Origin of the sequence: Halobacillus sp. GSS1, from assembly GCF_017307035.1 — a bacterium.
GTDB lineage: Bacteria > Bacillota > Bacilli > Bacillales > Halobacillaceae > Halobacillus > Halobacillus litoralis.
This window is the reverse complement of record NZ_JAFLHE010000009.1, coordinates 63,558-76,943: the sequence shown is the minus strand read 5'-3', so window position 1 is coordinate 76,943 and position 13,386 is coordinate 63,558. Positions and strand designations below refer to the sequence as shown.

Here is a 13,386-nt window from a genome sequence, read left to right as displayed (position 1 = left end):
AGAAAGAAGGGGGATACATAATGATTGGAATAATCATGACAACGGTCTTATCTTTTCTGTTATTTTTGACGTTGTCGATCATCGTCTATGTAAAAAATCGAATGAGAAGAAAGAAAATCATGAAAACCACAGTGGGGGTCCTGGTATTCGGGATCATCGTCATGTTCTTCGTCGTTTACGCATTCATGCCGACGATTACAGTGCCGAATATGTTGATTCTCAATGTGATTGTCGCTGTGCTTTTTGTGCCGTTAGTGTACGGAGGAGCCAAAGTGCCGGTGCAATATCAAACGATGCATCGGTCGCTTTCAGGCATCGTTATTTTGGGAGTAGCTGTCGCGGTCATTGGTGTTTTCATTTACAGCATTTTAGCTTTACAGGATAGCTATGACAGCATTTCAAAATCAGAGGAAGAGGAAGCCCGTCCTTTGAATGAGGAAAATACACCGATCTCTGTTGCACCTGAGTCAGCAAGGAACAAAGTGCAAAAAGCGATGAGTGTTGTTCCGAATACACAATTCTATGATTTAGGAAAACTGCAGGCCCAGCAAATTGATGGGGAGATCACTTATGTAGCGCCCGTCGAGTTTTCAAGCTTCTGGCGTTATTTGCGAGGAAAAGAGACGGAAGGGTACTTTACGATTGCAGCTACCAACATCAATGCACAGCCGGAGTTTGTTCAAAGCAAAATGAGGTACACGAACTCAAGCTTCTTCAATCATAATGTGCAGCGTGTCGTTTATGGGAAGCATCCGGATTATATCCAGAGTGGAGATGCACAGATTGAAGTCGATGATGAAGGGAAACCGTGGTACGTTCAAACGATTTATAAGCCACTTCTGTTTTCCAACCGCCCCGACATGAACGATATCAAAGTGGCGATTGTCGATCCAGTCTCTGGTGACATCGAAACCTTCGACTCTTCCAATGCTCCCGATTTCGTTGAAGGATCAGTAAGCTCTGAACTAGCAGCCATTGAAAACGAGTACTTCGGTAAATATGTCAATGGTTGGCTGAATTCGATCTTTGGGAAAAAAGATGTGAAGATCCCGAATGAGTCAGGCACTGAGAGCAGTGTCACACCGATTTTCAATGAAGCAGGTGAAATGTTCTACTTCACAGATATGGCTTCGCCGAAAGAAAATATCGATTCTGCCCTTGGTTATACGTTAATCAATGCCCGGACAGGGGACCTTACCTATTACAACGGCCAGCAGAACCAGGGAATTATGGATAGTAAAGGAGCTGTGCAGATCGTCAACAAACAGTATCCAGAGAAGAACTGGACAGGAACGATGCCGGTGCTCTATAACGTGGATGGCCACCCGACATGGATCGTAAACGTCCTTGATCCAAACGGATTGTTCAAGCAATATGCGTACATTAAGGCAGCAGATTCAGACTTTGCCGTTTTCGGAGATACAGCCAAGCAGACGTTGAACGCCTACCGTCTGCAAATTGCCCAGGATCCGAGCAGCGTAGAGGGAAGCCAGGGTGTCGATTTGACCGAAAAGGCAGGAACGATCAACCGGGTTCTTGTGACTTCCACCGACTCCAGGCAGTCTGTTCAATTTTTATTAGAAGGGGAAACGACCATCTATACGGTCAACACCAGCAAAGCCCCTCTCGCTATTTTCCTGAAAGAAGGAGACCAAGTGACTATTCAGGCACGTATCCGCGAGAATGGCACAGCCACAGTAGAAGAGATGCAGATTCAGGGCATCAATTAATGAGAAGCAGCAGGACACCCGCTCCTGCTGCTTTTTTGTTATGATAAAATATATATAGAATTTACTAGTTGGAGGGATTTTTTATGGCAGAAAAAACATTTGCAACAGCAATCAATTGTATGGATGGACGTGTTCAGCTTCCCGTTATCCACTGGATGCAGGAACGTTACGGCACGGAATATATCGACATGATTACAGAAGCAGGCCCGACCAAGTTCTTGCTGGAAGGCTCTGAAGATCAGCTGGCCGCTGTCAAAACGAAAATTGGCATTTCCGTAGACAAGCACGGATCCGGCGTTGTCGCTGTTGTCGGCCACTACAATTGCGCTGGTAACCCTGTAGACCGTGATGTCAAAGCCGGCCAAATTAAGGAATCTGTAGAGCTTGTGAAATCCTGGGGATTCAATGTGGATGCCATTGGTTTATACGTCAACGACCAGTGGGAAGTAGAAGTGATCACAGAATAAGAGGATTTTTCTTCCTTATGGCGAATAGTTCTTAAGTAGAACATTCGCGAAGGAGTGGCGGTATGGAGCAAGCGAGCTGGTTTGATTTCGTTGAAAAAGAGCGGGATCCGGTTTATGAAGAACTGCAGAATTTAACGGAGGAGAACCCGAGTATACGAATCGCCTCCTATACCATCACGTTGAATCCTTTTGCTTTAATAGAAATTGAAAGTGATGGGGTTCATGATTGCGTCGGCGACCTTGAAGCCTGTTATAAGTATTTGTGTAACTTAAATAAATAAGCTCAAACCCAAACCCCGGAGTCTACACTCCGGGGTTTACCTATGCCACTCTTCTTCCACTAAAGCTCCCTTTTCATAAAGATTCAGTTTCGAGATGTTCATGTGATTCTAGGGGCTCCGGGAAAAGGTTCGTCTAGCTCCATCGTCCAGACACTCGCGTCATAAGCAGAACAGCAAAGGAATAAAAAACACATTCCGTTGCTGTTCTGCTTATGCCAGTCGTGTCTACCAGGACGATTCCGCATTTGAACACTTTCCATGGGGCGGGCGGTGAGCCTCCTCAGGCTATGCCTTCCGGGGTCACACCTGTCCCACACGTCCCATAGGAGTCTCACCGTTTCCCTCCGCCCCCATCCACTCAAAAATCATCTCGAAACTGAGTCTTCAAGAAACCTGCCATACACTTGAATAGGGATTTGAGTGGAGGTTTCTTTTTCTATACAATGGTCATGGAAATGAAAATACGAATGAAAAGGTGTTTACCTATGAAGAAATATATCGTTGTCGGCGGTGGAGTGCTGGGTGCATCCACTGCTTATCACTTAGCAAAAGAAGGCGTCGACGTAAAAATCATCGACCGTAAAGATGAGGGACAGGCGACAGAAGCAGCAGCAGGAATTGTCTGTCCATGGCTCGCTCAACGGCGCAACAAGCGATGGTACCGCCTTGTCAAAGGCGGTGCCCGGTACTATCCAGAATTGATTCGCGAGCTGGAAGCGGAAGGAGAAACCCGGACGGGCTATCGCCGCGTAGGGGCAATCAGTCTCCAAAGAGATGAAGCTAAATTAGAAAAAACTATGGAGCGCGCGTTGAAGCGAAGAGAAGACGGCGCTCCTGAAATCGGTGAAATCACAAGAATCTCCTCGGAAGAAGCAAAGAAAATGTTCCCACCGCTCGCGGATGGGTACGATGCAATTCACGTCAGTGGTGCGGCCCGCGTGAATGGACGTGAGTTGAGAGATGCGCTTCTTCGAGTAGCTGAGAAACTCGGGGTTCAAAGGATACAAGGAGATGCTAGCCTGATTCATGAAGGTCGGAAGGTTACCGCTGTCGAGGTGGACGGCGTCCGCTATGAAGCGGATGAAGTGCTTGTGACAGCTGGTGCATGGGCGAAACCGATTCTAAAGCCGTTGGGCATTGACTTTCTAGTCCACCCTCAAAAAGCACAGATTGTCCATTTGGACCTTCCTGATACAGAAACGGGAGATTGGCCTGTCATTATGCCACCGAATAATCAGTACATGCTTTCCTTCGGAGGCGGTCGTGTTGTCATTGGGGCCACACATGAAACGGATGCAGGTTTTGATGGGCGATCGACTGTAGGTGGTCTCCATTATGTGTTTGATAAGGCACTCGGAGTCGCGCCAGGTCTTTACGACAGCACGTTTGCTGAAACGCGTGTCGGTTTCCGGCCGTTTACACCAGGGTCTCTCCCTGTTTTCGGTGGTATTCCTGAGTGGTCGAATTTATATGTCGCGAATGGCCTTGGAGCTTCTGGACTTACATCCGGTCCATACGTGGGTGCGGAGCTTGCCCGGCTGGTACTTGGAAAAGATACCGAGCTTGATCCTGCAGATTATGATGTATCCGAAGCGCTGGGATCTGAATGATGTCTCTACTGAAAAACCTTGCAGCCTGATAAAGCTGCAAGGTTTTTTATGGTTCTTCAGGGTAGTCACAGTACTCGATAATCGTTCCTTCTGTATCCGCCGGGTTTAAGTAGATGAGGCGGCGTCCGTGTTTATTTGTCCGTAACGACCATTCCAGGGTTCGGATGCCTTCCTGCTCTAAGTCTTTCAGCGCTTGATCCAAATCGCCGACGTCATAGGCTATGTGGTGAACCCCTTTCCCTTTTTGCTTAATGAAACGAGCGATAGGGGAGGTCGTATTATTCGTCGGCATCAATAATTCTGTACGGTCCCCTTTAATATCAATAATCGCAATTTCACTCTCTACTCCTTCAGCTTCACTACGGTAACGATCAATTAATGTGCCTCCAAGGACGTTGGTGTAAAAGATGATGCTGTCTTCGATGTTGCGGACAGCGATTCCAATGTGATCCAGTTTCTTTTCCACGTTCATTCTCCTCTATAGCAAATTCCCAACCATTTTAACATAACGATAGCCCAGACACTTATGGGTGGGTCACCGTGAAGTGCCCTTTTTTATAGAATCTATCAAAACGTACAAGCTGATTCTTCTCTATCACATAAAGTAGAGCAGGAGGTGATTTTATATGCCTGCCTGGATCAGCAATAGTTTTAAGATCCTGTCATCCGCTGCCCTGCACGTGGTTGTCAGTCTACTTTTATTCGGAACATCGATTTATACTATTGTTACTGGATTGACGTGGATCAAAGGGTTGATCGTCATCGGCTTGTTGATCCTCTGGCTCGTTTCATATGTGTGTGTAGCTCAAAAGCTGTACGCGTATCTGTTCGGCCGTTGGAAAGACGACGATGAATAAGAAAAGGGGTCCTGCAACACAGGACCCCTTTACCTATTAATTCAGTTGTTTCACGACTTCTTTGGCAACGACTTCTGTGGATTGAGGGTTTTGACCGGTGATCAGGTTGCCGTCCACTTCAAAATGCTCGGACCAGTTCGGACCGCTCACAAAGGTCGCTCCCAGCTCATTCAGCTTACTTTCAAGCAGGAATGGCATGTGTTGATCGAGCGTTGTTTCTACTTCTTCGGCGTCAGTGAATGCATTGACGCGTTTTCCTTTGACTAGTGGTTCACCGTTAGACAAGGTAGCTCCGACAAGCCCTGCGGGACCATGGCAGACGGCTGCGACGAGTTTATCCGCTTCATAGAAGTTACGAAGCAGCTTTTGAAGTTTTTCATTATCCGGAAAGTCGAACATGGTTCCGTGACCGCCCGGTAAGAAGATCGCATCGTAGTCATCGGCTTCGACGTCTGCAATCGGCGTGGTATTTTCTAAATGTGGTTTTGTATCTAAAATCTCCTGTGGTTCATCTTCGCTGACACTACCTGGATCGACAGGTGCACGGCCGCCTTCCGGACTTGCTACTGTCACTTCATAGCCGTGTTTTTGGAACTCATTATAGGCTTCACCGAATTCGGATAACCAAAGCCCTGTCGGCTGTTCATCCGTAATCTTTTCGTGGTTCGTAACGACCATTAGTACTTTTTTAGACATGATTGTCCTCCTTTTTGGTAGTGGGTGTCATTGTAATATGTGAAAATTGACAGTGCCAAACATTCTGCTTTGTCGCACATAAAATAATTTTCCCGTTTTTAAATCAATCAAACATGGGCGAGCACACATTGACAAAATGGCATGCGGCGCATACGATAAGTGTATATATGAATATATGCGCATATAAGGAAGGTGTCGAATTCATGAGTGAAGATAAAAATAAAACAGAAGATCAGGAAAAAAAGCATGCCAGTGAACTGGATGAAGAAACATTATTCGTCGTTTCACAGACGTTCAAGGCGCTTTCTGATCCGACACGAATCAGAATCCTGCATTTACTATGTGAACAAGAAATGTCCGTAAATCAAATCGCTGATACATTAGAACTTCGCCAATCGACCGTTTCCCACCAGCTGCGGTTTCTAAAGAATTTACGTTTAGTGAAGTATCGAAGAGCAGGTACGACATTATTTTATTCCCACGATGATGAACACGTCATCGATCTATTGCGACAAACCATCAACCACGCTCTTCACCATTAAAGGGGAGAAAGAGAATGAAGGAATACAAACTGCAAGGTTTATCCTGCGCGAACTGCGCAGCAGAGATGGAAGACGAAATCCGTAAGCTCCATCATGGGGAAGGTTCTGAACTTCAGTTTTCATCGAGTAAATTAAGAGTTCATGACGGTATTGATATGGAGAAAGTACGCCGGATTCTGAAATCTGACGGGGCTTCTCTTGTCGATGATGAGGGCGGACACGATCACAGTCATGGTCCGAACATGAAGCAGCTCGTCATTATTTCCTCGCTGATCTTTGGCGCAACGTTTTTATTGGAAGGAAGGGTTGCTCCTTTCGTTATGATCGGCCTGTATTTGGCCGCGATTGCGATTAGTGGTTACCAGACATTCTGGAAAGGTTTGAAAAACTTAATCCGTTTGAAGTTTAATATTGATACGCTGATGACGATTGCTCTCGTCGGAGCTGTGGCCATCGGTGAATGGAAAGAAGCGACCCTTGTAGCGATTCTGTTCGGGCTGAATGAATATTTGGAAGGTCTCGGAATGGAAAAGGCACGGAGTTCAATGGAACAATTATTGAAGGTCGCCCCCAAACAAGCGACTCGCCTTCTCGCAGATGGAACGGAAGAAATCGTAGGGATTGAAGAACTGCATGAGGGAGACCTTGTCCTTGTTAAAGCGGGCGAGAAAATCCCATCAGACGGTGTGGTCATGGCAGGTTACAGTTCCGTGAACGAAGCAGCAATCACAGGAGAATCCCTTCCAGTAGACAAAAAGCCTGGAGAAAAGCTTTTTGGAGGAAGCATTAATAATGAAGGGTTGATGAAAGTTGAAATATCAAAGGCTTACAATGACTCTTCTCTCGCTAAAATCCTCCAGTTGGTTGAGGAAGCGCAGGAAAGAAAGACACCGACAGAGCTCTTCATCAATCGATTTGCTAAATACTATACCCCATTAATCATGGTGATTGCCGGTCTTGTCATGGTCATTCCACCATTGCTTTTCTCTGCCACCTGGGGAGGTTCATTTTACCAGGGATTGGCGGTTCTTATTGTCGGCTGCCCATGTGCATTGATTTTGTCCTCACCCATTGCTATATTATCCGGGATTACGAAAAATGCTCGGAACGGCATTCTCGTTAAAGGGGGAGCCTTTCTTGAACAACTTGGAAAAATTGAAAGCATTGCTTTTGATAAGACGGGTACGCTGACAAAAGGAGAGCCAAAAGTTCATGCTGTGAATGTTTATGAGGAGAAGCGTTTCTTTTCAGTTGCTCAAGCCGTTGAGAAAAATTCCTCTCACCCAATTGCGAGAGCGATCTTAGAAGATTCTCGTGTTCAACAGGCAAATTCTTTGGAACCTTCCTCTGTGGATACGATTCCTGGGAAAGGCGTTCGAGCGGTCATTGAAGAAAAGACGTACTACGTGGGAAGCGAGCAGACGCTTACGCATCTCAACCCTTCAGAGGATGTAAAAGCAGACATCGACAAGCTGAAAGAAGATGGATTCACCCTTGTTATCGTTTCGGATGAAAAAGAAGTACTGGGTATGTTCGGAGTGGCAGATGAAGTGCGGGAAGAAAGTCGAACCCTGATGAAGCGTCTCCATTCTCTGGGGATTAAGCACACGATCATGTTGACGGGTGACCACGAAAAAACGGCTGGAAAAGTGGCTGCAGAAATCGGCGTCACTGATATCTATGCGCAGCTTCTCCCCGATCAAAAAGTAGAAAAAGTCGATGAATTAAAAAGAAATTCCAAACTCGCCATGATTGGAGACGGAATCAATGACGCTCCTGCTCTCGCAATGGCTGATTTAGGGATTGCGATGGGGAAAGGAACGGATAGTGCGATTGAAACCGCCGATATCGTGCTCATGCAGGATCACCTCGGTAAACTGCCGAATGCCTTCCGTATCGCGAAACGGGTGAATGCCGTAGTCAAATGGAACATCGGAATTGCCCTTGGTTTGAAGGTGATCGCCCTTCTTCTAACCATTCCAGGGTGGCTCACTTTATGGTTCGCCATTCTGGCTGATATGGGCGCAACGATTCTTGTCACCCTCATCAGTCTTACCATCCTCCTCATGAAAGATAAATGATGATATATAGATCCCTTTTTTCACACCAGGTCATCCAAATACTGGATGACCTGGTGTGGTTTTATTTGGAAGAAAACTAGTCAGGGTGAACCATTTTTGTTTTGTGTGTGTCTTTTGGGTTTGTGAGCAGGGGGATAAAGGGAAGAGGGCCTTATGGACGTACGGTAAATTGTGGCTGTGTTTCCGTCAAAACCACCCGTCTCCCATACATACTTTTGCTACGAAAAGACGACGATAAACCATATATAAAGAGTGAGGATAATGACTATGAAGATACAATTCGAACATATAAAAAAACTTCATATCAGACATATTTACGGCCCCCTTCAACAAGAGGTGAGAACTCTTGCTTTTCATTCAAAAAGAGTCGAACCAGCAGCCGCTTTTTTTTGTTTAAAAGGGGAGAACTTTGATGGTCATGAATATATCGAAGAAGCTATAGGCCTGGGAGCTGCCACAATCATTGGCAGTGATGAAGAGGTATTGGAGGAGCTCTCAAAGATCTATGACCGCACAACGTTCTTACTTGTAGACAATGTCCGTTCCGTCATGTCTGTTTTTTCAAAGGATTTCTACGGATTTGCTGATGATGAACTGAAAACCATTGGGGTCACCGGAACGAATGGCAAGACGACGGTTACAGCCTATATCCGTTCTCTATTGACATTACTTGGTCTTCCGACTGGTTCGATCGGCACGACGGGCATTTGGTCATCAAAACAGAAATTACACTATAAGAAAAGCACACCAACAACACCTGAGTCCCTGGATCTCCACCGGATTTTTCGGGACTTAAGAAACCTGGATGATGAAGGGGCGGTCATGGAGGTTTCATCGATTGCTCTCGATCAGTGCAGGGTAGAAGGCATTCAGTATGATGTGGCCGTTCATACGAATTTTTCTGAAGAGCACTTGGAATACCACCGAACAATCGATCATTACAGAGAATGTAAAATGCGTTTGTTCAAACAGGCGAACCACCGTGTCGTTAATATTGATGATGACGGAATGGCATCGGAACTGTTGGCGATGGGGAAGGATGGCCTTCTGACATACAGTATTGAGGGTCACCTAGAGGCTGATTTGTCAGCAGAAAACATTGAGGTTATGGAAAAAGGGTCACTTTTTGACCTTACCTATAAGGGAGACACGAAGAAAGTCTTCGTTCCCGTCTATGGCACCTACAATGTCGCAAACGTTCTGGCTGCGATTGCTACAGCCTTCCATCTCAACTATTCTTGGGAGGAAGTGTTGGACGTGCTTCCAACTTTGACAGGACCGGAAGGAAGATTCCAGGTGATTGAAACACCTCTCAAGCAAAAAGTGATTTTGGATTATGCTCATACCCCCGTAGCTTTGAACAGGTTGTTGGAAGAAGTTAAGAAACTTGAACACAAACGCTTGATCGTCATGATCGCAGGCATTGGAATTCGTGATTTCAACAAAATGCCGAAGATGGCGAAAGCAATTGAAGGAAAAGCGGATGAAGTGATCGTCACGGTCGATCACCCCGGCTATCATGACCCGCAAACCATCGTTGATCAGGTGATGACAGGGTTCAGCAATCCAACGGCTTTGAATATTCATCCCACCCTCACAAGAGAAGAAGGTGTTCGTAAATCCATGCAGTTAGGAGAGGAAGGGGATATTATCCTGCTGACAAGTGGCTGCATCAACAATTCGCAGATTGTTAAAGGTGAAGAAATTCCTCACTCAGATGAAAAGATCATCGAAAGCTTTTTTCCATCTGTCGCTCAATAAAACATCCAGCCTCCGGACCTGAGGCTGGATGTTTTTCTCGTTAATCAAACGTTTGTTCAACCAATTGTTTGTATTCATAGAAGTAATTCGGAAGCTCATCAGGATTCCGTTCGTTTGTCATGGCGGCAACGATGGATTGGTTGTACCATTTTTGGTCTTCAGCACCTGCGTTGAAGTTTTTCCAAGCCTCATTTCCGTAGGTGGCGAGGTCTTTTTGTAGAGAGCGTAAGTTATCCAGCTTATCGGCTACAATTAACGCTTTCAATTCAAACGGAGCTTTCCACACGGTTTCAATCGTGTGCTGTTTTCTTTCCATCCATGACTTGCTTTTATCTTCCGTATGAGCTGCGACGAAACCTCTCACGTCTCTTCCGAATTCACGTTCAATATCCTGGAGGGTATAGATGGTATCTTCGACCACATCATGGAGGTAGCCGGCACAAATCAGCTCTTCACGGAATCCTGCTTGTTCTAAGAGGTTCGCAACCCGGATGGGATGGATGACATAGTCTTCCGTGGAGTTTTTACGCTTCTGCCCCTCGTGGGCTTTAGCTGCAAATGCCTTTGCTTTTTCAATCATCGACGACACGCCCTTTTTTTGTTCATCATAACAAATAAAGGGGCAGAATGATTGCAAAAAGTGATAAAGCTTGATTAAATAAGAATGGATATTATATAATTAATAGGTTTAATCAACAGGTTGAAGGGGATGCTTTGCAAATGGAAATGATTGAAGTACAAGGACAACCGCCTCACAACTCAGAGCCCGTCGTTCTAATCATCGGGAAAATGGATGGTGTGCATTTAGGGCATCAGTCTCTTCTACAGGAGGCAGAAAGGCTGGCCACAGAGGAAGATAAAATCGCTGTGTATGGTTTTTCTGATCACCCAAAATGGGTACTGCGAGGTGATGAATCATACAAATATTCATTATCAACGATTGAAGATCGCCAAACCCGCTTGGAGCAGTTCGGTGTCGATCGTTATTATCACGTCCATTTCACAAAAGAATATGCAAAGACATCTCCTGAAGAATTCGTGCTTCAGCATTTGAGCCGGTTGAACGTCCGTCATGTGATCGTCGGGGAAGATTTCCGTTTCGGCAAAGGGAGAGGATCTGACGCTGAAGGGCTGGCCGAGCTGTGCCAGCAAATCGGTGCTGATGTTTCGATTGTCCCGGGTGTCCAGCTTCACGACCGAAAAGTAAGCAGTACAGATATCCGTACTCATGTGACTCAAGGACGGATGGAAGCCGCTCAAGCGATGCTCGGACGACCTTTTGAAATCACAGGGGTCGTGGAAAAAGGCGAACAGCTTGGACGACAACTAGGCTTTCCGACATTAAACATCGGAGATATTGAGGAATATGTCAAAGTTAAACCAGGGGTCTATCTCGGGCTTGTGAAAAAAGTCCAGGAAGCACCGGAATACTATTACACGTTAATCAGCGCCGGCTATCGTCCAACGGTCAATGGTGATTCCTATAAAGTGGAAGCTTATCTTCTGGATTTTTCCGGTGACCTGTACGACCACAAAGTGACCGTCCAATTCCTGCGCCACATGCGCAATGAAGAGAATTTCGACGGTATGGATGCATTGATTGAACAAATGCATCAGGATGAAAAGAATGCTCGTGCAATTTTAGGATTATAAACGATACTGACATCTTAGAAAGGGGGAAGCACCATGGGAATTGTCGTTGTTGAAGTTTGTGATGGAAACTTGATCAATGAAATGGATATCGAGAGCATCATTGAATCCGAATACCCGGAAGTGGCGGTACTCATCAGTGAATGCCTGTCCTTCTGTGGCATGTGTGCCCTCCGTCCGTACGCCCTAGTCAATAATCAGCGGGTGTTTGGAAAAACACCTGAAGAAGCTTTACAGAAAATCCGTACAAAAATCGAAGAAGAATTAGCGATTTACGCTGAATAAGGCAGGAGAAGACCATGGGTTTTTTTGATTCACTGATCAACAGCTTACGTTTGCCGAAAAAAGAAGCAATGTTCCATTTAAATCGGAAAGGCATTACTCATACGATTGGTTATTTGTTCGTATTGCTGCTGCTCCTCTTTTTACCGGATATGGTTGCATCGATCTTGTATTTAGAGACGAACCTGACAGAGGTATCGCGGGGGATGTACATTGCACAGTTTCTCGTTTTCTATCCTTTGCTGATCGTTTTCCTTATCCTTGTCGGCGTATCCATTCTTGCCGGGGGGAGTCTGCTTATGCGAAAAGCTCTTTCCAGGAAGCTTGCCTACCAGCAGCTTTGGAAGTTGACCGCCTATGCTTGTACACTGCCATTAATTCTAAGCGTATTATTAAAATATATGACCGTATCCAACGCCATCAGCGCCCTTATTTTTATGGCGATCTTCGTGTACTACATGTATCGGATGATTACGGTTTATCCAAAAGTACCCGCAAAACCTTGAGTTCTTGCGGGTACTTTTTCTATTTATCTTTTCTATATGTTAGAATATTCATTATTTAATAAAAAAGGTGGGGGTATGATGACGAGAGCGTTAGTATTGCAATCAGATTTTGGAATCAGTGATGGAGCCGTAAGTGCCATGCATGGGGTGGCACATTCTGTTGATCATCAATTGTCGATCTTCGATTTGACGCACGACATCCCCCCTTTCAATATTTGGGAAGGGTCTTACAGGCTGTGGCAGACGATGGCTTACTGGGCAGAAGGGACAGTATTCGTATCTGTGGTCGATCCGGGCGTAGGATCCACACGCAAGAGTATCGGTGTAAAAACAGGATCCGGGCATTTTGTCATCACTCCGGATAATGGAACATTGACTCATATCGCCCGTACGGAGGGAATCGTTGAAGTAAGAGAAATTGATGAAAAAGTGAACCGCTTGCCACGCTCTGGAGAATCCTACACTTTCCATGGTCGAGATGTTTATGCCTACACGGGAGCGCGTTTGGCGGCCGGTGTCATCACCTTTGAAGAAGTAGGCCCTGCCCTCGACCCTGGATCTATTGAGCGTATCTCTGTGAAAGACCCTTATGTGGACGAATCCACGGTCTCCGGCATCATCGATATCCTTGATATCCGGTTCGGCAACCTTTGGACGAACATTCCGCGTGAATTTTTCAAGCAAATGGAGATCCATTACGGAGATACCCTGAACGTGTCCATTTTGCATAATGGTGATGAGGTCTATCATAATTCCATGACCTTCGGACGCTCATTCGCAGATACCCACAAGGGCGAGCCGCTCGTCTATGTAAACAGTCTTGATAATTTAGCGGTGGCCATCAATCAAGGCTCATTTGCCAGAGCTTACAACATCCGCACAGGTTCAAATTGGACCATCCAGTTTGAAAAATAACTTCCCGC

The 13,386-nt window shown here is 45.7% G+C and carries 15 protein-coding genes; 12 read left to right on the top strand and 3 right to left on the bottom strand.

All coding sequences use genetic code 11. The features are described 5' to 3' along the window. The first annotated feature begins 20 nt into the window (after nt 1-20). The 4 genes from J0K78_RS15180 to J0K78_RS15165 all read left to right on the top strand — a co-directional run bounded on the left by J0K78_RS15180 (nt 21) and on the right by J0K78_RS15165 (nt 4,088). Nucleotides 21-1,730: a DNA-binding protein gene (locus J0K78_RS15180; RefSeq protein WP_206947801.1), complete on the top strand. Its 1,710-nt coding sequence runs from the start codon at nt 21-23 to the stop codon at nt 1,728-1,730. Between the two features lie 83 nt (nt 1,731-1,813). Continuing rightward, complete coding sequence (locus J0K78_RS15175) at nt 1,814-2,197, top strand: carbonic anhydrase (protein ID WP_160916087.1); 384 nt, start codon at nt 1,814-1,816, stop codon at nt 2,195-2,197. A gap of 62 nt (nt 2,198-2,259) precedes the next feature. Beyond that, entirely contained in the window at nt 2,260-2,478 is a 219-nt protein-coding gene (locus tag J0K78_RS15170) for a hypothetical protein (RefSeq protein ID WP_206947800.1), read from the top strand. Nucleotides 2,479-2,963: 485 nt separating this feature from the next. Further along, nucleotides 2,964-4,088 (top strand): NAD(P)/FAD-dependent oxidoreductase, encoded by a 1,125-nt coding sequence (locus tag J0K78_RS15165; protein WP_206947799.1) that lies wholly within the window; start codon nt 2,964-2,966, stop codon nt 4,086-4,088. A gap of 46 nt (nt 4,089-4,134) precedes the next feature. Here the strand turns inward: J0K78_RS15165 and J0K78_RS15160 are convergent, their stop codons facing one another. Further along, nucleotides 4,135-4,554, bottom strand: a complete 420-nt coding sequence (locus tag J0K78_RS15160; RefSeq protein WP_206947798.1) for a VOC family protein — start codon at nt 4,552-4,554, stop codon at nt 4,135-4,137. A 160-nt stretch (nt 4,555-4,714) separates the two neighbouring features. On the opposite strand from J0K78_RS15160, the gene J0K78_RS15155 reads away from it, so the two are divergent. Beyond that, nucleotides 4,715-4,945, top strand: a complete 231-nt coding sequence (locus tag J0K78_RS15155; RefSeq protein WP_160916094.1) for a hypothetical protein — start codon at nt 4,715-4,717, stop codon at nt 4,943-4,945. A 36-nt stretch (nt 4,946-4,981) separates the two neighbouring features. Here J0K78_RS15155 and J0K78_RS15150 read toward each other — a convergent pair whose 3' ends face one another. Then, nucleotides 4,982-5,641 carry a type 1 glutamine amidotransferase domain-containing protein gene (locus tag J0K78_RS15150; protein WP_206947797.1) on the bottom strand — a complete coding sequence of 220 codons (660 nt, stop codon included), beginning with the start codon at nt 5,639-5,641 and terminating at the stop codon, nt 4,982-4,984. A 203-nt stretch (nt 5,642-5,844) separates the two neighbouring features. Between J0K78_RS15150 and J0K78_RS15145 the strand changes: the two genes are divergently transcribed. The 3 genes from J0K78_RS15145 (at nt 5,845) to J0K78_RS15135 (ending at nt 10,025) form a co-directional block, all read left to right on the top strand. Continuing rightward, nucleotides 5,845-6,183, top strand: a complete 339-nt coding sequence (locus tag J0K78_RS15145; protein ID WP_206947796.1) for an ArsR/SmtB family transcription factor — start codon at nt 5,845-5,847, stop codon at nt 6,181-6,183. Between the two features lie 14 nt (nt 6,184-6,197). Beyond that, nucleotides 6,198-8,264 (top strand): heavy metal translocating P-type ATPase, encoded by a 2,067-nt coding sequence (locus tag J0K78_RS15140; protein ID WP_206947795.1) that lies wholly within the window; start codon nt 6,198-6,200, stop codon nt 8,262-8,264. Nucleotides 8,265-8,531: 267 nt separating this feature from the next. After that, the gene (locus J0K78_RS15135; RefSeq protein ID WP_206947831.1) at nt 8,532-10,025 is read left to right on the top strand and encodes a UDP-N-acetylmuramoyl-L-alanyl-D-glutamate--2,6-diaminopimelate ligase; all 1,494 of its coding nucleotides are present in this window, start codon (nt 8,532-8,534) and stop codon (nt 10,023-10,025) included. 40 nt (nt 10,026-10,065) lie between these two features. Here the strand turns inward: J0K78_RS15135 and J0K78_RS15130 are convergent, their stop codons facing one another. Then, nucleotides 10,066-10,605, bottom strand: a complete 540-nt coding sequence (locus J0K78_RS15130; protein WP_206947794.1) for an HD domain-containing protein — start codon at nt 10,603-10,605, stop codon at nt 10,066-10,068. A gap of 140 nt (nt 10,606-10,745) precedes the next feature. Here J0K78_RS15130 and J0K78_RS15125 point away from each other — a divergent pair, with 140 nt between their 5' ends. The 4 genes from J0K78_RS15125 (at nt 10,746) to J0K78_RS15110 (ending at nt 13,378) form a co-directional block, all read left to right on the top strand. Continuing rightward, nucleotides 10,746-11,678, top strand: coding sequence for a bifunctional riboflavin kinase/FAD synthetase (locus J0K78_RS15125; protein ID WP_206947793.1), 933 nt, complete (start codon nt 10,746-10,748; stop codon nt 11,676-11,678). Between the two features lie 33 nt (nt 11,679-11,711). Beyond that, a complete protein-coding gene (locus J0K78_RS15120; RefSeq protein WP_146818124.1) occupies nt 11,712-11,960 on the top strand; it encodes a YuzB family protein in 249 nt (82 codons plus the stop codon). A 14-nt stretch (nt 11,961-11,974) separates the two neighbouring features. Then, the gene (locus J0K78_RS15115) at nt 11,975-12,463 is read left to right on the top strand and encodes a DUF1189 family protein (protein WP_206947792.1); all 489 of its coding nucleotides are present in this window, start codon (nt 11,975-11,977) and stop codon (nt 12,461-12,463) included. A 75-nt stretch (nt 12,464-12,538) separates the two neighbouring features. Beyond that, nucleotides 12,539-13,378: an SAM hydrolase/SAM-dependent halogenase family protein gene (locus J0K78_RS15110; protein ID WP_206947791.1), complete on the top strand. Its 840-nt coding sequence runs from the start codon at nt 12,539-12,541 to the stop codon at nt 13,376-13,378. The last annotated feature ends 8 nt before the right edge of the window (nt 13,379-13,386 follow it).

Excerpts from the sequence above, each read along its gene's own strand:
- J0K78_RS15180 (WP_206947801.1), top strand. The coding sequence starts at position 21 with ATGATTGGAATAATCATGACAACGGTCTTATCTTTTCTGTTATTTTTG.
- J0K78_RS15175 (WP_160916087.1), top strand. The coding sequence starts at position 1,814 with ATGGCAGAAAAAACATTTGCAACAGCAATCAATTGTATGGATGGACGT.
- J0K78_RS15170 (WP_206947800.1), top strand. The coding sequence starts at position 2,260 with ATGGAGCAAGCGAGCTGGTTTGATTTCGTTGAAAAAGAGCGGGATCCG.
- J0K78_RS15165 (WP_206947799.1), top strand. The coding sequence starts at position 2,964 with ATGAAGAAATATATCGTTGTCGGCGGTGGAGTGCTGGGTGCATCCACT.
- J0K78_RS15155 (WP_160916094.1), top strand. The coding sequence starts at position 4,715 with ATGCCTGCCTGGATCAGCAATAGTTTTAAGATCCTGTCATCCGCTGCC.
- J0K78_RS15150 (WP_206947797.1), bottom strand. The coding sequence starts at position 5,641 with ATGTCTAAAAAAGTACTAATGGTCGTTACGAACCACGAAAAGATTACG.
- J0K78_RS15145 (WP_206947796.1), top strand. The coding sequence starts at position 5,845 with ATGAGTGAAGATAAAAATAAAACAGAAGATCAGGAAAAAAAGCATGCC.
- J0K78_RS15140 (WP_206947795.1), top strand. The coding sequence starts at position 6,198 with ATGAAGGAATACAAACTGCAAGGTTTATCCTGCGCGAACTGCGCAGCA.
- J0K78_RS15135 (WP_206947831.1), top strand. The coding sequence starts at position 8,532 with ATGAAGATACAATTCGAACATATAAAAAAACTTCATATCAGACATATT.
- J0K78_RS15130 (WP_206947794.1), bottom strand. The coding sequence starts at position 10,605 with ATGATTGAAAAAGCAAAGGCATTTGCAGCTAAAGCCCACGAGGGGCAG.
- J0K78_RS15125 (WP_206947793.1), top strand. The coding sequence starts at position 10,746 with ATGGAAATGATTGAAGTACAAGGACAACCGCCTCACAACTCAGAGCCC.
- J0K78_RS15120 (WP_146818124.1), top strand. The coding sequence starts at position 11,712 with ATGGGAATTGTCGTTGTTGAAGTTTGTGATGGAAACTTGATCAATGAA.
- J0K78_RS15115 (WP_206947792.1), top strand. The coding sequence starts at position 11,975 with ATGGGTTTTTTTGATTCACTGATCAACAGCTTACGTTTGCCGAAAAAA.
- J0K78_RS15110 (WP_206947791.1), top strand. The coding sequence starts at position 12,539 with ATGATGACGAGAGCGTTAGTATTGCAATCAGATTTTGGAATCAGTGAT.